The 17,330-nt window shown below is 60.6% G+C and carries 19 protein-coding genes; 10 read left to right on the top strand and 9 right to left on the bottom strand.

Annotated features, from left to right (window positions below; all coding sequences use genetic code 11):
* Nucleotides 1-39 precede the first annotated feature (39 nt).
* Entirely contained in the window at nucleotides 40-696 is a 657-nt protein-coding gene (locus PF1751_RS08580; RefSeq protein ID WP_010211839.1) for a thiopurine S-methyltransferase, read from the bottom strand.
* Nucleotides 697-799: 103 nt separating this feature from the next.
* Here PF1751_RS08580 and PF1751_RS08575 point away from each other — a divergent pair, with 103 nt between their 5' ends.
* Nucleotides 800-1,567 carry a DODA-type extradiol aromatic ring-opening family dioxygenase gene (locus tag PF1751_RS08575; protein WP_010211840.1) on the top strand — a complete coding sequence of 256 codons (768 nt, stop codon included), beginning with the start codon at nucleotides 800-802 and terminating at the stop codon, nucleotides 1,565-1,567.
* A 96-nt stretch (nucleotides 1,568-1,663) separates the two neighbouring features.
* Here the strand turns inward: PF1751_RS08575 and PF1751_RS08570 are convergent, their stop codons facing one another.
* Nucleotides 1,664-3,337: a DEAD/DEAH box helicase gene (locus PF1751_RS08570; RefSeq protein WP_010211841.1), complete on the bottom strand. Its 1,674-nt coding sequence runs from the start codon at nucleotides 3,335-3,337 to the stop codon at nucleotides 1,664-1,666.
* 422 nt (nucleotides 3,338-3,759) lie between these two features.
* Here PF1751_RS08570 and PF1751_RS08565 point away from each other — a divergent pair, with 422 nt between their 5' ends.
* Nucleotides 3,760-4,551, top strand: coding sequence for a crotonase/enoyl-CoA hydratase family protein (locus tag PF1751_RS08565; RefSeq protein WP_021492240.1), 792 nt, complete (start codon nucleotides 3,760-3,762; stop codon nucleotides 4,549-4,551).
* A 118-nt stretch (nucleotides 4,552-4,669) separates the two neighbouring features.
* Here the strand turns inward: PF1751_RS08565 and PF1751_RS08560 are convergent, their stop codons facing one another.
* Nucleotides 4,670-5,425 (bottom strand): spermidine synthase, encoded by a 756-nt coding sequence (locus PF1751_RS08560; protein WP_010211844.1) that lies wholly within the window; start codon nucleotides 5,423-5,425, stop codon nucleotides 4,670-4,672.
* 123 nt (nucleotides 5,426-5,548) lie between these two features.
* Between PF1751_RS08560 and PF1751_RS08555 the strand changes: the two genes are divergently transcribed.
* The gene (locus tag PF1751_RS08555) at nucleotides 5,549-6,895 is read left to right on the top strand and encodes a class II 3-deoxy-7-phosphoheptulonate synthase (RefSeq protein ID WP_010211845.1); all 1,347 of its coding nucleotides are present in this window, start codon (nucleotides 5,549-5,551) and stop codon (nucleotides 6,893-6,895) included.
* A 114-nt stretch (nucleotides 6,896-7,009) separates the two neighbouring features.
* Here PF1751_RS08555 and PF1751_RS08550 read toward each other — a convergent pair whose 3' ends face one another.
* Nucleotides 7,010-8,236: a winged helix-turn-helix domain-containing protein gene (locus tag PF1751_RS08550; RefSeq protein WP_044286863.1), complete on the bottom strand. Its 1,227-nt coding sequence runs from the start codon at nucleotides 8,234-8,236 to the stop codon at nucleotides 7,010-7,012.
* A gap of 45 nt (nucleotides 8,237-8,281) precedes the next feature.
* Entirely contained in the window at nucleotides 8,282-8,488 is a 207-nt protein-coding gene (locus PF1751_RS08545; RefSeq protein ID WP_010211847.1) for a DUF1127 domain-containing protein, read from the bottom strand.
* A gap of 70 nt (nucleotides 8,489-8,558) precedes the next feature.
* Here PF1751_RS08545 and PF1751_RS08540 point away from each other — a divergent pair, with 70 nt between their 5' ends.
* A complete protein-coding gene (locus PF1751_RS08540; RefSeq protein ID WP_032882913.1) occupies nucleotides 8,559-9,440 on the top strand; it encodes a LysR family transcriptional regulator in 882 nt (293 codons plus the stop codon).
* On the opposite strand, the gene PF1751_RS08535 is transcribed toward PF1751_RS08540, so the two are convergent.
* Nucleotides 9,430-10,179 carry a sulfite exporter TauE/SafE family protein gene (locus PF1751_RS08535; protein ID WP_010211849.1) on the bottom strand — a complete coding sequence of 250 codons (750 nt, stop codon included), beginning with the start codon at nucleotides 10,177-10,179 and terminating at the stop codon, nucleotides 9,430-9,432. The genes PF1751_RS08540 and PF1751_RS08535 overlap by 11 nt on opposite strands.
* Before the next feature lie 108 nt (nucleotides 10,180-10,287).
* On the opposite strand from PF1751_RS08535, the gene PF1751_RS08530 reads away from it, so the two are divergent.
* From PF1751_RS08530 to PF1751_RS08515, 4 genes are all read left to right on the top strand, one after another.
* Nucleotides 10,288-11,238, top strand: a complete 951-nt coding sequence (locus PF1751_RS08530; protein ID WP_010211850.1) for a LysR family transcriptional regulator — start codon at nucleotides 10,288-10,290, stop codon at nucleotides 11,236-11,238.
* A gap of 80 nt (nucleotides 11,239-11,318) precedes the next feature.
* Nucleotides 11,319-11,771 (top strand): MarR family winged helix-turn-helix transcriptional regulator, encoded by a 453-nt coding sequence (locus PF1751_RS08525; RefSeq protein WP_010211851.1) that lies wholly within the window; start codon nucleotides 11,319-11,321, stop codon nucleotides 11,769-11,771.
* Between the two features lie 175 nt (nucleotides 11,772-11,946).
* Complete coding sequence (locus tag PF1751_RS08520) at nucleotides 11,947-12,366, top strand: organic hydroperoxide resistance protein (RefSeq protein WP_010211852.1); 420 nt, start codon at nucleotides 11,947-11,949, stop codon at nucleotides 12,364-12,366.
* Between the two features lie 28 nt (nucleotides 12,367-12,394).
* The gene (locus PF1751_RS08515) at nucleotides 12,395-13,411 is read left to right on the top strand and encodes an alpha/beta hydrolase (RefSeq protein ID WP_044286862.1); all 1,017 of its coding nucleotides are present in this window, start codon (nucleotides 12,395-12,397) and stop codon (nucleotides 13,409-13,411) included.
* Nucleotides 13,412-13,475: 64 nt separating this feature from the next.
* Here the strand turns inward: PF1751_RS08515 and PF1751_RS08510 are convergent, their stop codons facing one another.
* Nucleotides 13,476-14,048 (bottom strand): elongation factor P, encoded by a 573-nt coding sequence (locus PF1751_RS08510; RefSeq protein ID WP_003172723.1) that lies wholly within the window; start codon nucleotides 14,046-14,048, stop codon nucleotides 13,476-13,478.
* A gap of 49 nt (nucleotides 14,049-14,097) precedes the next feature.
* Nucleotides 14,098-15,231: an elongation factor P maturation arginine rhamnosyltransferase EarP gene (gene earP, locus PF1751_RS08505; RefSeq protein WP_044286861.1), complete on the bottom strand. Its 1,134-nt coding sequence runs from the start codon at nucleotides 15,229-15,231 to the stop codon at nucleotides 14,098-14,100.
* A gap of 132 nt (nucleotides 15,232-15,363) precedes the next feature.
* Between earP and PF1751_RS08500 the strand changes: the two genes are divergently transcribed.
* Together PF1751_RS08500 and PF1751_RS08495 are read left to right on the top strand one after the other, a co-directional pair.
* Complete coding sequence (locus PF1751_RS08500) at nucleotides 15,364-15,732, top strand: hypothetical protein (protein WP_044286860.1); 369 nt, start codon at nucleotides 15,364-15,366, stop codon at nucleotides 15,730-15,732.
* Nucleotides 15,733-15,737: 5 nt separating this feature from the next.
* Complete coding sequence (locus PF1751_RS08495) at nucleotides 15,738-16,220, top strand: GreA/GreB family elongation factor (protein WP_031290914.1); 483 nt, start codon at nucleotides 15,738-15,740, stop codon at nucleotides 16,218-16,220.
* Nucleotides 16,221-16,341: 121 nt separating this feature from the next.
* On the opposite strand, the gene cysB is transcribed toward PF1751_RS08495, so the two are convergent.
* Entirely contained in the window at nucleotides 16,342-17,316 is a 975-nt protein-coding gene (cysB, locus tag PF1751_RS08490; protein WP_010211864.1) for an HTH-type transcriptional regulator CysB, read from the bottom strand.
* Between the last annotated feature and the right edge of the window lie 14 nt (nucleotides 17,317-17,330).

Here is a 17,330-nt window from a genome sequence, read left to right as displayed (position 1 = left end):
AAGGGGCGATTGGATCGCCCCTTTTTTTATGGACAAGGTTTACGCCCTGCCCAGCCAATAAACCCGCTCATCAAGCCGCGTGACACCCTCCTGAACAAACTTCCAGCTCTCCCCCAGGACGTCTTGCTCTTGCAGCGTCTTCACGGTCCAGTCCGAGCCGAACAGCACCTTGACTTCATCATCCGTCACAGCAAACGGTGGCCCGGCTTTTTGCGACTGGTCGTAATCAAGGGTGATCAGCAGTCCCTGGCAACCCGAAGGCAGCAGGCGACTCAAATGCTCGGCGTACTGCGCACGCATCAGCGGCGGCAAGGCGATCAGGGCGGCGCGGTCATATAATGCGGTGCAACCGGCCAAGGCTTCGGCGTCCAGAGCGAAGAAGTCGCCGCACCACACTTCGATCAGATCAGTCTGGTACACCGTAAAGGCATCCCGCCGAGTGATACGTGGCACAAGGTTCTGTTCGCTGAAAAACGCCTCCACGGCCTGCTCCGACAGCTCCACCCCCATCACCCGCAGCCCATGACTGGCCAACCACATCAGGTCCAGGCTCTTGCCGCACAAGGGCACCAGCACCCTGGCGCCCTCGACGAGCGCCAGCTGCGACCAATGCCGTTGCAGGTAAGGGTTGACCTCGGGCAGATGAAAGCCGATCTGATTGCGCGCCCAGCGCTCCTGCCAAAACTCAGGTTCCATAGATCCTCCATAAAATTCGATCAAATGGTGCTAAAACTTATATTAGATTTAGATCAATGATCTGACTGAAGATGGGCCCATGTTAACGCTCAGGACCCCACTTATGCTCCCCAGCCTGTTTATCTCCCACGGTTCGCCCATGCTTGCCCTGCAACCCGGTGCCAGCGGCCCGGCCCTGCAGCGTCTTGCTGCCGAGTTGCCACGCCCGAAGGCCATCGTGGTGGTGTCGGCGCACTGGGAAAGCGACGAACTCCTGGTCAGCGGCAGCGCCACGCCTGAAACCTGGCACGACTTCGGCGGATTCCCCCGCGAATTGTTTGCCGTGCAGTACCCGGCGCCGGGCGACCCGCAACTGGCCGGTAGGATTGTCGAGTTGCTGAAGGCCGACGGTCTGAATGCCCGCACCGATGACCGTCGTCCATTCGACCACGGCACTTGGGTGCCGCTGTCGCTGATGTACCCAACGGCCGATATCCCGGTGGTGCAGGTGTCCCTGCCCAGCCGCATGGGCCCTGCCCTGCAGACCCGTGTCGGGCATGCCCTTGCCAGCCTGCGCGAGCACGGCGTACTGCTGATCGGCTCGGGCAGCATCACCCACAACCTGGGCGAGTTGGACTGGCATGCAGGGCCTGAAAGCATCGAGCCATGGGCGCGAGACTTCCGGGACTGGGTGGTCGATAAGCTGGCAGCCGACGATGAAGCCGCCCTGCACGACTATCGGCGCCAGGCGCCGAATGCCGTACGCAGCCATCCCAGTGACGAGCACCTGCTGCCGCTGTACTTCGCACGTGGCGCTGGGGGTGATTTCAGCATCGCGCACCAAGGCTTCACTATGGGCGCGTTGGGCATGGACATCTACCGCTTCGGCTAACGCCCCTTGCCGTCGCCTACAGGCGAATTTCAGCCAAAAAAAATCCCCGAACCAGTCGGGGATTTTTTATGTGCGATCAATCAGCCCAGGGGCGGATCAATCTTCGCGGTAGCGACGCAGCTTCAGCTGCTTACCGGCAACGCGAGTGTCTTTCAGCTTGGCCAGCAGTTTTTCCAGACCGTCTTCCGGCAGCTCCACCAGGGAGAAGCTGTCACGAACCTGGATGCGACCGATGGCTTCACGTGCCAGGCCACCCTCATTGAGGATAGCGCCCAGCAGGTTCTTGGCAGCGATACCATCACGCGCGCCCAGCGCGGTACGGCAACGAGCACGGCCTTCAGCCAATGGCACTGGAGCACGACGCTCGCGATCACCACGGTCTGGACGGTCGCCGGAACGCTCTGGACGATCACCGCGCGGCGCGCTGTTCGGCACCAGTGGACGTTCTTTCTCGATAGCTGCCAGGGTCAAGGCTTGACCATTGGTCGCCTTGCGCAGCAGGGCTGCAGCCAGGGCACGCGGGGTGCAACCGATATCGGCGGTCAGGCGGTCCAGCAGGTCGCCGTGGGTCGATTCAGCGTCAGCCACCAGTGGCGACAGGCTGTTGGTCAGTTTCTTGATGCGAGCATCCAGAACGGCTTGGGCATCCGGCAGGCGGACTTCGGCAACTTTCTGACCGGTTACACGCTCGATCACTTGCAGCATGCGGCGCTCGCGTGGAGTCACCAGCAGCAGTGCACGACCTTCGCGACCGGCACGGCCAGTACGGCCGATACGGTGAACGTAGGACTCTGGGTCGTACGGCATGTCAACGTTGAACACGTGGGTGATACGTGGAACGTCGAGGCCACGGGCGGCAACGTCGGTCGCCACAACGATGTCCAGACGGCCATCCTTGAGAGAGTCGATCACGCGCTCACGTTGGTTCTGGGCGATGTCACCGTTCAGCGCAGCGGCTTTGTAGCCTTTGGCTTCTAGGGCACTGGCCAGGTCCAGGGTCGCTTGCTTGGTGCGCACGAACATGATCAGGGCGTCGAAGTCTTCGACTTCCAGCAGGCTCAATACAGCCGAGGTCTTCTGGTCAGCGTGAACCAACAGGTGAGCCTGTTCGATCGCGGTAACGGTCTGAGTCTTGGTCTGGATCTTCACGTGCTCTGGATCGCGCAGGTGACGCTCGGCAATGGCACGGATCGACTGCGGCAGGGTGGCCGAGAACAGAACGGTCTGACGGGTCGGTGGCAGCGCCTTGAAGATGACTTCCAGGTCATCCATGAAGCCCAGCTTCAACATTTCGTCAGCTTCGTCCAGAACCAGGTGGTTCACGGTCGACAGGACTTTCTCGTCACGACGCAGGTGGTCGCACAGACGGCCCGGCGTGGCGACAACGATCTGTGCGCCATTACGGATTGCTTTCAGTTGTGGGCCCATAGGCGCGCCGCCGTAAACGGCCACAACGGTTACGCCCGGCATTTGCTTGGCGTAGGTTTCAAAAGCGGTTGCTACTTGCAGCGCCAACTCACGGGTTGGCGCCAGGATCAGGGCTTGCGGTTCGCGCTTGGCAGGATCGATGCAATGCAGGATAGGCAAAGCGAACGCGGCGGTTTTGCCGGTACCGGTTTGCGCCTGGCCGATCATGTCCTTGCCGGCCATGATGATCGGGATCGATTGCTGCTGAATCGCCGAAGGCTCTTCGTAGCCGGTCGCTGCGACGGCTGCAAGAATATTCGGGTTAAGATTAAAAGCGGCGAAGCCGCCGGTTTCCTGGGTCATGGGTCTGCCTCTAAGTGCATCCGCAAAGACCCATGCTCCAAAGCTGCGCATGCCGTGTTGAGACTCAAGAGTCGCCCTGGCTGCTTTGTCGGCGGGGATTTGCGAAAACGAATGAATGAAAAAGATTCGTCAAGGGAGAGTCCGCTGTGCGGACGTGCAGCCGAAGCTGACTTCGGGGAATTGCGCTACCTAAACGCGGCCCGGTTAAAGGCCGGCGCGCACTATACCGGAAATAGCTGAAAAAGGGAGCTTTTTTTATCGCAAAGCACCGACAAACCGCGCTGTGTCACAGCCTTTGCAGATAACACCGGCAAGGTCTATTTTTCAAAGGCCCGGCCCTGCTGGTCATAACACTTAAACGTTTCACCTTACCTTTCGGCCCCTTTGGTCCGAAATCCTTCCCTGCGCCCGAGGGCACACCCATGAATCAAGCCAGTACCAGCCGCGTCAGCCGTGAACTCCAGGGTCATGTCTTGCTTTTAGGCCTGGACCGGGTGGCCAAACGCAACGCGTTCGATCTGGATCTGCTCAATGAGCTGAGCCTGGCGTATGGCGAATTTGATCGAAACACCGACGCGCGGGTCGCCGTGGTGTTCGCCCATGGCGATCACTTCACCGCCGGGCTCGATCTGGCCAATGTCAGCGGGGTGATGGCCGGTGGCTGGCAGCCGCCCTTGGGCGGCTGCGATCCCTGGGGCGTGTTTGCCGGCCCACGCGTGAGCAAACCGGTGATCGTCGCGGCCCAGGGTTACTGCCTGACTATCGGGATAGAGCTGATGCTGGCTGCAGATATCAACCTCTGCGCCAGCAATACGCGCTTTGCGCAGATGGAAGTTCAGCGTGGGATCTTTCCGTTTGGCGGCGCGACGTTGCGCTTTCATCAGATTGCCGGCTGGGGCAACGCCATGCGCTGGCTGTTGACCGGCGACGAGTTCGACGCCCATGACGCCCTGCGCCTGGGCCTGGTGCAGGAAGTGATGGCCAGCGAAGACCTGCTGCCCCGCGCCGTCGAACTGGCCAACCGTATCGCCCGCCAGGCACCTCTGGGCGTACAGGCCACGTTGATGTCGGCACGGCTGGCGCGGGTGGAAGGTGAGACCGTGGCGGCTGCGGCTTTGCCGCCGATGGTGGATAAACTGCTCAACAGCGAGGATGCCAAGGAAGGCGTGCGGGCGATGATCGAGAAGCGCCCTGGGGTGTTCAAGGGTATTTGAACGGGCAGTACCGGCCTCTTCGCGGGCAAGCCCGCTCCTACAGGGGAATGCATTTCAACAGGGAAATGCGGTCAAAATGTGGGAGCGGGCTTGCCGGCGATGGCGTTGTTACAGGCGACTAGGTTGCGGGACGAATCGCCTTGATCAACGGCTGCAACGAGTATCCCAACCGCGGCGCCAACGCTTCGGCACGCGCCGAAAGCGCACCCAGGTCCAATACCTGATCCAGCTCCGACGGCACCAGCAGAATCACATTGCCCTCCTTCACCGGCAGTTCCCAGTAATGCCGGTGGTACAAGCCACGCAACAACGCCGCCCCCAGGGGCTTGCCGTCATCGGTGGCCCACTGGTTGATCACCAGCCAACCACCGGGATTGAGTTTTTTCTGGCAGTTTTCCAGGAAGGTCCAGGCCAGGTGCCCGACACCGGGGCCGACGTCGGTATAGAGGTCAACAAAGATCAAGTCGGCCGCTTCGGCGCTGTCGAGCAATTGCAGGGCATCGCCAATGCGAATATACAGCCGCGGGTCGTCGTCCAGCCCCAAGTACTCGATGGCCAGGCGCGGCACATCGGGGCGCAGCTCGATGGCTTCCACGTCTTCCAGCGGCAGGAACTTGAGACAGGCCTGGGTCAGCGTGCCGGCGCCCAACCCAAGGAACAGCGCGCTTTCCGGTTGCTCATGGCACAACGCGCCGATCAGCATGGCGCGGGTGTAGTCGTACTCCAGCCAGCTTGGGTCGGCGGTAAATACGCAGCTCTGTTCGATGGCATCTCCGAATTCCAGAAACCGGTAATCCGCCACTTCGAGCACACGGATCATGCCGAAATCATCATGGACTTCGGCCAGCAGGCGCTCGACACGCTCCTCGGTCATCACTACTCCTAACGGTTTACCGCACGGCAAAGGCGCGATTGTCGGCCAACCGGCGGCAACAGGTCACGCACTAATTGCTGATAACATTGGCGCCCGATCTCTAATCAGCCAATCGAGTTCATGATGAGCCAACCCTGGAGCCCCGACAGCTGGCGCGCCCTGCCGATCCAGCAACAACCCCAGTACCCGGACGCTGCGCACTTGCTGCAAGTAGAGCAGAACCTGGCCAGCTACCCGCCACTGGTGTTTGCCGGGGAAGCCCGCGAGTTGCGTCGCCAGTTTGCCGAGGTGACCCAGGGCCGCGCATTCCTGCTGCAAGGCGGCGATTGCGCCGAGAGTTTTGCCGAGTTCTCCGCCGCGAAAATCCGCGACACCTTCAAGGTACTGCTGCAGATGGCCATCGTGATGACCTTCGCCGCCGGTTGCCCGGTGGTCAAGGTCGGGCGCATGGCTGGCCAGTTCGCCAAGCCGCGCTCGGCCAACGATGAAACCATCGACGGCATCACCCTGCCCGCTTACCGTGGCGACATCGTCAACGGTATCGGCTTCGACGAAACAAGCCGCGTGCCGGACCCGGACCGCCTGTTGCAGTCCTACCACCAGTCCACCGCCACCCTTAACCTGCTGCGCGCCTTTGCCCAGGGCGGTTTTGCCGACCTGCACCAAGTGCACAAGTGGAACCTGGACTTCATCGCCAACTCCGCGCTGGCCGAGAAATACAGCCAACTGGCCGACCGCATCGATGAGACGCTGGCCTTCATGCGCGCCTGCGGTATGGACAGCTCGCCGCAACTGCGCGAAACCAGTTTCTTCACCGCCCACGAAGCGTTGCTGCTCAACTACGAGCAAGCGTTCGTGCGCCGCGACAGCCTGACCAACGACTACTACGATTGCTCGGCGCACATGCTGTGGATCGGCGACCGCACCCGCCAACTGGATGGCGCCCACGTCGAGTTCCTGCGTGGAGTGAACAATCCGATCGGGGTCAAGGTCGGCCCGAGCATGAACCCGGATGACCTGATCCGCTTGATCGACATCCTCAACCCGGACAACGACCCCGGCCGCCTCAACCTGATCGCACGCATGGGTGCAGGCAAGGTCGGCGACCATCTGCCAGGCCTGATTCGCGCCGTGCAGCGCGAAGGCAAGCAGGTGCTGTGGAGTTCCGACCCGATGCACGGCAACACCATCAAGGCCAGCAGCGGCTACAAGACCCGCGACTTTGCGCAGATCCTGGGCGAGGTGAAGGAGTTCTTCCAGGTGCACCAGGCCGAGGGGACTTATGCCGGCGGGATTCACATCGAGATGACCGGGCAAAACGTCACCGAGTGCATCGGCGGCGCGCGGCCGATCACCGAGGATGGATTGTCGGACCGCTACCACACCCACTGCGACCCACGGATGAATGCCGATCAGTCGCTGGAATTGGCGTTTCTGATTGCCGAGACGCTTAAACAAGTCAAACGCTGAGATTTAAGTCGCCTGCACTGACGCCTTCACGAGCACGCCCGCTCCCACATTCGACGGCATTCCTACAGGATCTACGCGGTCACATGTGGGAGCGGGCTTGCTCGCGAAGAGGCCCTAAAGCCCACCCCTATCAAGCATTGCCGCCCTTAACCGGTCGGCACTCGGCCGCTGGCAATTGAGCTGCACCTGTTCCAGTCCCAGCCAACCGGCCATTTGCAACAGGTTCTGCGCCAGCGCCTGCATACCCTCATCATCGAGTCCCGACTCTTCTTCGTGCACCGCATGCACCGCCAGGCGTCCATTGGCGCGTTCGGCGCGCAGGTCGACGCGTGCAGCGATCCGTTCGTTGTACAGAAACGGCAGCACGTAGTAGCCGTACACTCGCTTGTCTTGCGGGGTATAAATCTCCAGGCGGTATCGGAAGTCGAACAGACGCTCGGTGCGGTTGCGCTCCCAGACCAGCGAGTCGAACGGCGACAGCAGAGCGCTGGCCGGCACGTTGCGTGGCACTTTCGGGTCAGGCAGGCAGTAAGCCGGTTGCTTCCAACCTTGTACTTGGCAAACCCGCAGTTGGCCGTCTTCCACCAGTTCGGCGAGGCGAGAGCGGCTGTCGGCAGGGTCGAGACGGAAGTAATCGCGCAGGTCCTTCTCGGTGCCCACGCCCAGCGCCGTAGCGCTGTGCAGCAGCAAACCGCGCTGGGCTTGCGCCTCAGTCACAGAGGTTTGAAGGATATCGCTGGGAATGACCCGCTCTGGCAGATCGTAGAGACGTTCAAAGCCGCGTCGGCCTGCAACAGTCACCAGGCCGGCAGCAAACAGCCATTCCAGCGCGTGTTTCTCATCGCTCCAGTCCCACCAAGGACCGGCACGTTCCGCACGGGTCGACAAACTACCAGCACCCAACGCGCCTTGCTGCTCGACGGTCTGCAAGACCCGCCGGATCGTGGCCTGCTGCTCACGCCCAAAACGCGCCATTTGCGAATAAATTCCCTGCCCCTGCTGCGCCCGCGCCATGCGCCAACGCATCAACGGGTAAAGCGCCAGCGGCAACAGCGAAGCCTCATGCCCCCAGTATTCGAACAACGAACGCCGCCGGCCCTGGCTCCAGGCCGCCTGCTCAAGGAGTAAAGGGGAGTAATGACCCAAACGGGAAAACAGCGGCAGGTAATGCGAGCGCACCACGGCATTCACTGAATCGATCTGCAATACACCCAGACGCTCGATCATCCGGTTGAGATGCGCAGCCTTAATCAGTGCAGGCGCCTGGCGCCCGGAAAAACCCTGGGCCGCCAGCGCCATGCGCCGAGCTTGCTTGAGTGAAAAAGACAGGTCGGCGGGCATGGGAATCTCCGTATGGGCGCGCCCCCCACCCTACTGCATCTGCGATCATTTTCGCAGCGGGTCTTGCCAGAAATGCAGCTGCCGCTCCTGCTCTACGTCGCCGCGATTGAGCCCGATATCCTTGAGTGCATCATCGCTCAAGGTTGCCAGCATCTGGCGTTCCGCATGCACCACCTGCCAACGGGCAATCTTGTGAAACAGCCCGGCAAACGGACGTTTCGCCATCAACACAAAACCTCTTTGACCTTTCATCTTCGCGCCCTCCAGTGGGGATGGCGCAAGTGTGTGCCTGGGCTTATGATCAATCCAACGAATGTTTTTTATGCAATACATCTCAGAGATTGATCAATTGTCCAGCTTTCCGAGCATCGACACAGAAGTGCTGCGCACCTTCGTCGCCATTGCCGACCAGGGAGGTTTCACCCGCGCAGGTGAATTGGTCAACCGCACCCAATCGGCGGTGAGCATGCAGATGAAGCGCCTGGAAGAAGACGTGTTGCAGCGCAAGCTGTTCGAGCGTGATGGTCGGCAGGTGCGACTGACGCCCGAGGGCCAGGTGTTGCTGGGCTATGCACGGCGCATCCTGAAACTGCACAGTGAGGTGTTCAACACCCTGCGTGAGCCGCACATGGTGGGGTTGGTGCGCATCGGCACGCCAGATGATTACGTGATGCGTTTCCTACCGGGAATTCTCAAGCAGTTTTCCAAGGCCTACCCGCTGATTCAGATCGAGATGCACTGCGAATCTTCATCAGTGCTGATGCAGCGGCGGGATTTGGCGTTGACCGTCGTCAGCCGCGAGCCAGGCAATGAAATCGGTGAGCTGTTGCGCACAGAACGCATGGTGTGGGTGGCAGCGCCCTGCTTTTGCACGGACGAGCATGATGCCCTGCCACTGGCGATGTCCGGTGTCGACTGTCTCTATACCCAGTGGGCGCGCTCAGCACTGGAGGCAGCCGGGCGGGATTATCGCCTCGCCTATCACAGCTCCAACGTGGCGGCGATCCAGGCAGTGGTCAACGCCGGCCTGGCGGTGATGGTCAGCATGGAAAGCCTGGTGACTGAAGACCTGCGGGTGCTGGGCAAGGACGAGGGCCTGCCCCCCCTGCCCTCGATGAACCTGCACTTGTTGCGCAACCCCCAGATGAATTCGCCCATCACCGACTGCCTGGCGGAATACATCATCGAAGGTTTCAGACCTTAAAGGTCAGCATCACCGCGCACACCACCAGAAAGCCGCAGAACAGGCCGCGCAGTACACGCTCCGGGAGGGCGTGGGCGACTTTCACGCCCCAACTGATACTGAGCAAACCGCCGATGGCCAAGGGGACGCCGATCATCCAGTCCACTTCCTGGTGCCAGGCGTAGGTGACCAGAGTTACACCGGTACTCGGCAGTGCCAGGGCCAGGGACAGGCCTTGGGCAACCACCTGGCTAGTGCCGAACACACTGGTCAGCACCGGCGTGGCAACCACTGCGCCACCCACACCGAATAAACCGCCCATGGAACCGGATGCCGCACCCAGCACCCCGAGCCACGGCCAGGAGTAACGCATCTGCGCCGTCGGCGGTGCGTTGCGGGTGAACATGCGCACCAGGTTGTAGGCCGAGAGCGTCAGCAGGAAGGCAATAAAGCCGATGCGCATGGCGCCCGCATCCAGGCCCACGGCCCAGATCGAACCGAGCCAGGCGAAACTGAAACCCATCACGCCCAACGGCAACGCATGGCGCAGTTCAATGCGGTTGCGCTGGTGGTAGCGCCACAGCGCTAGCATCACATTGGGCACGACCATCACCAGTGCCGTGCCCTGGGCCAGTTGCTGATCCAGGCCGAACAACACGCCCAGCACCGGGATCGCGATCAGCCCGCCGCCAATGCCGAACAGCCCACCCACTGTGCCGAGGGCCGCGCCCAATACCAGGTACATCATTAAATCCAACACAGCTTGTCACTCCTCAATCACAGGCCTTGCATCCTACGCAGTCGACTCTGGCGCGGAAACGCACAGCAACGCACAATGGCTATGCCAATCTCGCATAAGCGTTCGTTTATGAACCCCAATACTCTGACTAATCAACTGAGCCTGTTTCTCGATGTGTTGGAAACCGGCAGTTTTTCCGCGGCAGCACGCCGTCATCCCTTGACGCCCTCCGCGGTGGCGCGGCGGATCGACAGCCTGGAAAGCTCGGTGGGCAGCCGCCTATTCCAGCGCAGCACCCACGCGGTAGTGCCGACCCCGGCGGGTGTGGCGTTTGCCGAGCGGGCGCGGCGGATCGTCAGCGAGTTGCAATTAGCACGGGCCGAAGCCGTGTCGTTGAGCCATGCGCCGGAGGGTCTGATTCGGGTGGATGCGCCGGCGGCGTTCGGTCGACGGCACCTGGCGCCGGTGATTGCGGACTTCCTGAATGTCTACCCAGGGCTGGATGTGCACCTGCATCTGATCGACAGTTTTGTGGACATGCAGGGCGCGCACCTGGGCAAGGTTGACCTGGTACTGCGCGCCGGGCATATCGTCGACACGCGGTTGATAGCTACCCCACTGGCGAGCATCGTGCGCGTCGCCTGCGCCAGCCCGGCCTATCTGAAGAGCCGAGGCACGCCAAACCACCCTCAGGAGCTGAGCGAACACGACGGGCTGGACTGGGATGGCCTGGCGCCAACATTCGCCTGGCGATTCGAGCTGGATGGGCGCCGTGCTACCTATCGCCCACGTCGCATCCGCATGAGTGCAAATAACGCCGAAGCCTTGCTGTCCGGTGCCCTGGCCGGACTGGGCATTGCCCACCTGCCCACCTGGCTGGCCAGTGAATACCTGGTGCGCGGCGAACTGCTGCCATTGTTTTGCGAAAATGGCCTGCCCAGCCCCGAAACCACCGGGATCTATGCACTACGCCTGGAACAGCAACCCAACGCACGCAGCCGCTTGTTGCTGGAATACCTCAAAACCCGCTTCAGCCCCGTGCCGCCGTGGGACCTGGCATTGCAAAGTGGCTTGGTCTGACCGCTCGGACAGAATTATCTGGCGCATTAAAGATTTGCCCGCTAGATTCCAGCCCAGAGACGTTTTCCGGAGGCAACGCCATGAGCAAAAATCCCGATCCTTGCGAATCCCTGATGCTGGATAACCAGCTGTGCTTCGCCCTGCACTCCACCTCGCTGCTGATGACCAAGGTCTACAAGCCACTGCTGCAAGCGCTGGGCCTGACCTACCCGCAGTACCTGGCCATGATGGTGCTGTGGGAAGAGGATGGTTTGACCGTTGGCGAAATCAGCAGTCGCCTGCTGACTGATCCGGGCTCGCTGACACCGCTGCTCAAGCGCCTGGAAGTCGAAGGCCTGCTCAGCCGTACCCGCAGCCGCGAAGATGAGCGCGTGGTGGTCGTGGAATTGACCGCCGCCGGCCGCGCCCTGCAAGACCGGGCCATGGGAATTCCCCACTGCATCCTCGGTGCAAGCGGCCTGGAGTTGGACCAATTGCGTAAGTTGCAGGGCGACCTGATTGCGTTGCGCGCTAACCTGCAAGCCAGCATTTAAACCCCTTCCCCCTCAAGGGCGTCGACTCCGCTGCGCCCGCAGACAATGACCGTTCGTACCGCCCCCTGAAAAATTTTATAAATTTATCTTGCGCGCAAAACATTAGCGCTATACATTCACCTCACCAACTACTTAGCGCGCAAACATTTAGCGCTAAAACAAAGAGGAAAACGCCATGCAAACGCTCTATACCGCAGTAGCTACCGCCACCGGCGGCCGTGATGGCCGTGCTGTTTCCAACGACAACATCCTCGACGTCAAACTCTCCACCCCTAAAGAACTGGGTGGCGCCGGCGGCCAGGCCACCAACCCTGAGCAACTGTTCGCTGCCGGCTACTCGGCCTGCTTCATCGGCGCCCTGAAATTCGTCGCCAGCCAGACAAAACGCAAAATCCCGGATGACGCCTCGATCACCGCCCACGTCGGTATCGGCCAGATTCCTGGTGGTTTCGGCCTGGATATCGACCTGCACATCAGCCTGCCGGGCCTGGCTCAAGACGACGCGCAAAGCCTGGTCGACGCCGCTCACCAAGTCTGCCCGTACTCCAACGCCACCCGTGGCAACGTTGATGTACGCCTGCACGTGACTGTCTAAATGACCTCGGCCGCCCCTGGAGAACGGAATGAACACAATTGGTAAAGCACTCACCGGCACCCTGCTCGCCTTGTCCATCACCAACGCCTTTGCTGCGTCAGGTGAAGTCGAACACTCCACCCAAGCTTTTCTGGACGTGTTGAACGCCGGCACCGGCAAACCGATGGAACAACTGACGCCAAAGGACGCCCGTGCCGTACTGACCGGCGCCCAGGCCGGTGTGAAGCTGACCTTGCCCAAAGCGGATGTGAGCCAGAAGACCATCCAGGTCGATGGCAAGCCGCTGGACCTGACCATCGTGCGTCCGGCCGGGGTCAAGGGCACATTGCCGGTGTTCATGTTCTTCCACGGCGGCGGCTGGGTGCTTGGGGACTATCCGACCCATGAACGCCTGGTGCGGGATCTGGTGGTGGGTTCGGGGGCGGTGGCGGTGTTCGTCAACTACACACCTTCGCCGGAAGCGCACTACCCGGTGGCGATCAACCAAGCCTACGGCGCGACAAAATGGGTGGCCGAGCACGACCAAGAGATCAACGTCGATGGCAAGCGCCTGGCGGTAGCGGGCAACAGTGTCGGCGGCAATATGGCGGCAGTGGTCAGCCTGATGGCCAAGGACAAGGGCACACCGGCGATCAAGTTCCAAGTGCTGTTATGGCCGGTGACCGACGCCAATTTCGACACAGGGTCCTATAACCAATACGCCGAAGGGCACTTCCTCACCCGCAACATGATGAAGTGGTTCTGGGACAACTACACCATCGACGCCAACCAGCGCGCCGAGATCTACGCCTCGCCGCTGCGGGCGACCCTTGATCAGTTGAAAGGCTTGCCGCCCGCGCTGATTCAAACAGCCGGCGCCGACGTGTTACGCGATGAAGGCGAAGCCTATGCCCGCAAGCTGGACGCAGCCGGTGTAGCGGTCACCGCCGTACGTTACAACGGCATGATCCACGACTACGGTTTGCTCAACGTGGTCAGCCAAGTCCCAGCAGTCCGCTCCGCGCTGCTCCAGGCCTCGGATGAGCTGAAGCAACACTTGAAGTAAAACGTAACGCGCATAAAAAAGCCCGACGCATGGTCGGGCTTTTTTCGTATCGGCAGGGCCAGAATTACTTCTTGGCGCGACCTTTGTACGAACCACCTTCGCGGGTGTCGATTTCGATCAGGTCGTCGATTTCGATGAAATCGGCCACTTGCAGTTCGGTACCGTTGCTCAGCTTGGCAGGCTTCATCACCTTGCCCGAAGTGTCGCCGCGAGCGGAACCTTCGGTGTAGGCCACTTTACGCACGATGGTGGTCGGCAGCTCTACGGAAACCAGGCGCTCTTCGAAGAAAATAGCTTCGCAGACGTCTTCCATGCCTTCTTCGATGAACGGCAGAACGGCTTCGATATCTTCAGCGTTCAGCTCGTACATGGTGTAGTCAGTGGTGTCCATGAACGTGTAGGTGTCGCCGCTGATGAAGGACAGGGTCGCTTCTTTGCGGTCGAGGATTACGTCGTCCAGTTTGTCATCGGCGCTGTAGACGATCTCGGTCTTGTAACCGGTCAGCAGGTTCTTCAGCTTGGTCTTCATGATTGCGCTGTTACGACCAGACTTGGTGAACTCAGCTTTCTGAACCAGCCAAGGGTCGTTTTCGAGACGGATCACTGTACCGGGTTTCAGTTCTTTACCAGTTTTCATTGCATATATCCGAAATTTGGATGGGATTTACAAAATTCAAGGTGGCGTATCATATCCAACTTTCATAAAACTTCACCAGCGCCGTCGCAAGATCGGCCTGCAAACCCTGTTCCAGACACCATGTTTCGGCGCGCTGGCTCACCTCCGGCCAGTGCTCCAGCAGCATTTTCCACGGTTGAGCCATATCGGCCTCCGTGTTCCAGGCTTGCCAGAGACCGATCAACGCCGCGCTTGCCGCCGCTGATAAGTCGGCGGTGTACAGCTCCAGGAAGGCGTCGAGCTTGTCGAGATGGATGTCTTCGTCCTGACGGTAGATGTGCCACAACAACGGCCGCCCGGCCCATTGGGCGCGCACGAACGAGTCTTCGCCGCGCACGGCATTGAAGTCGCAGCACCACAGTAGACGGTCGTATTGTCCCTGGCGCACGAACGCGATGACCTGCACCGTCAGCGATCCGCGTTGCTGGATATCGCCCGCGACCAGCCGTTCCACATCGAGCCAGCGCTGCACGTCGCCCAGAATACGCCCCTCCGGAACCAGCAGATGAGTGGCACGCCCGTCCGTCGATAACACGTCGAGCCAGCTGGCGAGGCCAGCATTTTCGTAGGCGAACAGAGAGATCAGCCGCGCATCGACTGCGGGAACTATGCCCAAGGCTTGTAGGAAGTCTCGTTGTGCACCGGCATCCTGCTGAAACGCATTACGTTGTTCCAGCAACCGCGCCTCACGCAATAACCCGCCAGTGCCGGTGCGGAACCCGGGAAAGAAGAAGTACTTCTGCACGCCCTTGAATTTCACCGATGGCAGCCGATGACAGCCCACCACCCACTCTTCAGCACTCAGGTAATCCAGGTTCATCCACAACGGCGTACGTTCGCGTTCAGCCATGGCTTCCATATAGTCGGGCGGTAACTGGCAGGCGAACGCGGCGATCACCACATCCGCTGCCGGTACACTCACCCACTCGGCCGGCCAATGGCGCACTTCGACGCCTTCCTGCCATTGCAGGTCTTGCTCCACATCGATGTCCGGACACATGCGTTCGAACGCGCGCAGGTCGTCGACCCACAAGCGCACATCGCAGGCGTGCTCCGCGACCAATTGCCGGGCCAGGCGCCAGGTCACGCCGATGTCGCCGTAGTTGTCGACGACACTACAAAAAATATCCCAGCGGGCTTTCATTCCGGGCTCCAACGCTCAAAGGCTCGATTGTCCGCATAAATGCGCGGATGCAGAAGACTTGATCGCGATTATTCTGCACGGTGGCTGTGCGACAATTGCCGCCACGCCGTCAATGCCTGCCAGGAGGCCATCATGTCTGATCGTCCGTTGTCGCTGTTCAAGCTCAGTGCTTCCATCGCGTTTGGGGTGTGGTTGGGGTTTATCGCCATCGCGCTAACGGCTTGGCTGGCATCGCGCTACCTGTTCCCGCAGAGCCTGGCACCGGTGGCCCAGGCCGTGCAGCAATTGGGCAAGCCTGCGGTGGTAGTACCTGAACCGCCGAACCGCATGTTCGAGCAGTACCAGCAAAACCTGCAGAAGCAGGAACAACAACAAACCCTGGACCAGGCCCGCAACAATGCGCGTAACTTGTCCAATCCCAAATGCCAGTTCTGGCTGCAACAGGACCAGAACGCCCCCAACGAAAAGACCCGGGCCAATGTCCTGCAATTCTGCGATTGATGACCATGAATAAACACGCCGTGCACCAGCTCGTACTGGAAAAGCTCACCCTCGACCTCGACATTGCCCAACGCGCCGCGCAGACCGCCTACGAAACCGCGACCCACGAAGAAAACATCGCAGAGAACAAATACGACACGCTGGGGTTGGAAGCATCCTACCTGGCGGCGGGGCAAGCCAAACGCGTGGAGGAGATCAAGCAAGCGTTGGCGCTGTGCCAGAACATGCAACTGCGTGCTTACGATGATCAGCGGGGCATTGAAATCGGCGCGCTACTGGGCCTGGAAGACGAAAACGGTCGCCAGCAGTGGCTGTTCCTGGCGCCGGACGCGGCAGGCTTGAAGGTCGATGTGGTCGGGCAACCGGTGACCGTCATCACCCCGCGCTCGCCACTGGGCAAAAGCTTGCTGGGTAAGTTCGAAGGCGATGAGGTGGAGATTCTGGTGGCGGGCGCTCGGCAACATTTTACAGTTACCGAGGCTAGATAACCTGTAGGAGCGAGTTTGCTCGCGAAGCACACAAGCACGCCGCGTTAATCCTGGCGCCCTGCGTTATCGTTGACGATTGTCGCGAGCGGGCTAGCTCCTACAGGGGATCGCATTCATTCACTTAATGGACGGGCAGCTCAACGCCATCAAACAACGCTTCCAGCTCCTGCTTATTGTGGCACTGGATCGCCTTGGCCATGACCTCACGGGTCAGGTGCGGCGCAAACTTCTCGATGAAGTCGCACATGAAGCCCCGCAGGAAGGTGCCACGACGGAAGCCAATCTTGGTCACGCTGGACTCGAACAGCTCGCTGGCATCCAGCACCACCAGGTCTTTGTCGAGCGCAGTGTCGACCGCCATCTTGGCGACGATGCCCACGCCCAGCCCCAGGCGCACGTATGTCTTGATCACGTCGGCGTCGGCTGCGGTGAACACCACTTTCGGCGTAAGACCGCGATGGCTGAAGGCTTCGTCAAGCTTGGAACGGCCGGTAAAACCAAATACGTAAGTCACGATCGGGTATTCAGCCAGGGCTTCCAGGGTCAACTTCGGCAGCTTGGCCAACGGGTGACCTTGAGGCACGACGACGCAACGGTTCCAGCGGTAGCACGGCATCATCACCAGGTCGCCGAACAGCTCCAGGGCCTCGGTGGCGATGGCGAAATCGACGGTGCCGTCAGCGGCCATCTCGGCGATCTGCATCGGCGAACCCTGGTGCATGTGCAGGGCCACGTCCGGGTACTGCTTGATGAAATCGCGGATCACCGGCGGCAACGCATAACGCGCCTGGGTGTGGGTGGTGGCGATGGACAGGGTGCCCTTCTTCTCGTTGGAGAATTCCTGGGCGATCTGCTTGATGCTTTCGACTTTGCGCAGGATCTCGCCAGCGGTGGTGATGATGCGCTCACCGGCCGGGGTGACACGGGTGAGGTGCTTGCCACTGCGCGCGAACACTTCAACGCCCAGCTCGTCTTCGAGCAGGCGGATCTGCTTGCTGATACCGGGTTGCGAGGTGTAAAGGCTTTGAGCGGTAGCGGAAACGTTGAGGTCGTGGTGCGCCACTTCCCAGATGTAGCGCAGTTGTTGAAGCTTCATATGTGTCCCTCAAA

The sequence above is a fragment of the Pseudomonas simiae genome, from assembly GCF_000934565.1.
Classification (GTDB): domain Bacteria; phylum Pseudomonadota; class Gammaproteobacteria; order Pseudomonadales; family Pseudomonadaceae; genus Aquipseudomonas; species Aquipseudomonas simiae.
Note: the sequence above shows the minus strand (reverse complement) of the source record. Positions and strands in the feature narration are given on the sequence as shown.

Bases quoted from the DNA above. Each gene is read 5' to 3' on its own strand.
- PF1751_RS08580 (WP_010211839.1), bottom strand. From the start codon at position 696: ATGGAACCTGAGTTTTGGCAGGAGCGCTGGGCGCGCAATCAGATCGGC.
- PF1751_RS08575 (WP_010211840.1), top strand. From the start codon at position 800: ATGCTCCCCAGCCTGTTTATCTCCCACGGTTCGCCCATGCTTGCCCTG.
- PF1751_RS08570 (WP_010211841.1), bottom strand. From the start codon at position 3,337: ATGACCCAGGAAACCGGCGGCTTCGCCGCTTTTAATCTTAACCCGAAT.
- PF1751_RS08565 (WP_021492240.1), top strand. From the start codon at position 3,760: ATGAATCAAGCCAGTACCAGCCGCGTCAGCCGTGAACTCCAGGGTCAT.
- PF1751_RS08560 (WP_010211844.1), bottom strand. From the start codon at position 5,425: ATGACCGAGGAGCGTGTCGAGCGCCTGCTGGCCGAAGTCCATGATGAT.
- PF1751_RS08555 (WP_010211845.1), top strand. From the start codon at position 5,549: ATGAGCCAACCCTGGAGCCCCGACAGCTGGCGCGCCCTGCCGATCCAG.
- PF1751_RS08550 (WP_044286863.1), bottom strand. From the start codon at position 8,236: ATGCCCGCCGACCTGTCTTTTTCACTCAAGCAAGCTCGGCGCATGGCG.
- PF1751_RS08545 (WP_010211847.1), bottom strand. From the start codon at position 8,488: ATGAAAGGTCAAAGAGGTTTTGTGTTGATGGCGAAACGTCCGTTTGCC.
- PF1751_RS08540 (WP_032882913.1), top strand. From the start codon at position 8,559: ATGCAATACATCTCAGAGATTGATCAATTGTCCAGCTTTCCGAGCATC.
- PF1751_RS08530 (WP_010211850.1), top strand. From the start codon at position 10,288: ATGAACCCCAATACTCTGACTAATCAACTGAGCCTGTTTCTCGATGTG.
- PF1751_RS08525 (WP_010211851.1), top strand. From the start codon at position 11,319: ATGAGCAAAAATCCCGATCCTTGCGAATCCCTGATGCTGGATAACCAG.
- PF1751_RS08520 (WP_010211852.1), top strand. From the start codon at position 11,947: ATGCAAACGCTCTATACCGCAGTAGCTACCGCCACCGGCGGCCGTGAT.
- PF1751_RS08515 (WP_044286862.1), top strand. From the start codon at position 12,395: ATGAACACAATTGGTAAAGCACTCACCGGCACCCTGCTCGCCTTGTCC.
- PF1751_RS08510 (WP_003172723.1), bottom strand. From the start codon at position 14,048: ATGAAAACTGGTAAAGAACTGAAACCCGGTACAGTGATCCGTCTCGAA.
- earP (WP_044286861.1), bottom strand. From the start codon at position 15,231: ATGAAAGCCCGCTGGGATATTTTTTGTAGTGTCGTCGACAACTACGGC.
- PF1751_RS08500 (WP_044286860.1), top strand. From the start codon at position 15,364: ATGTCTGATCGTCCGTTGTCGCTGTTCAAGCTCAGTGCTTCCATCGCG.
- PF1751_RS08495 (WP_031290914.1), top strand. From the start codon at position 15,738: ATGAATAAACACGCCGTGCACCAGCTCGTACTGGAAAAGCTCACCCTC.
- cysB (WP_010211864.1), bottom strand. From the start codon at position 17,316: ATGAAGCTTCAACAACTGCGCTACATCTGGGAAGTGGCGCACCACGAC.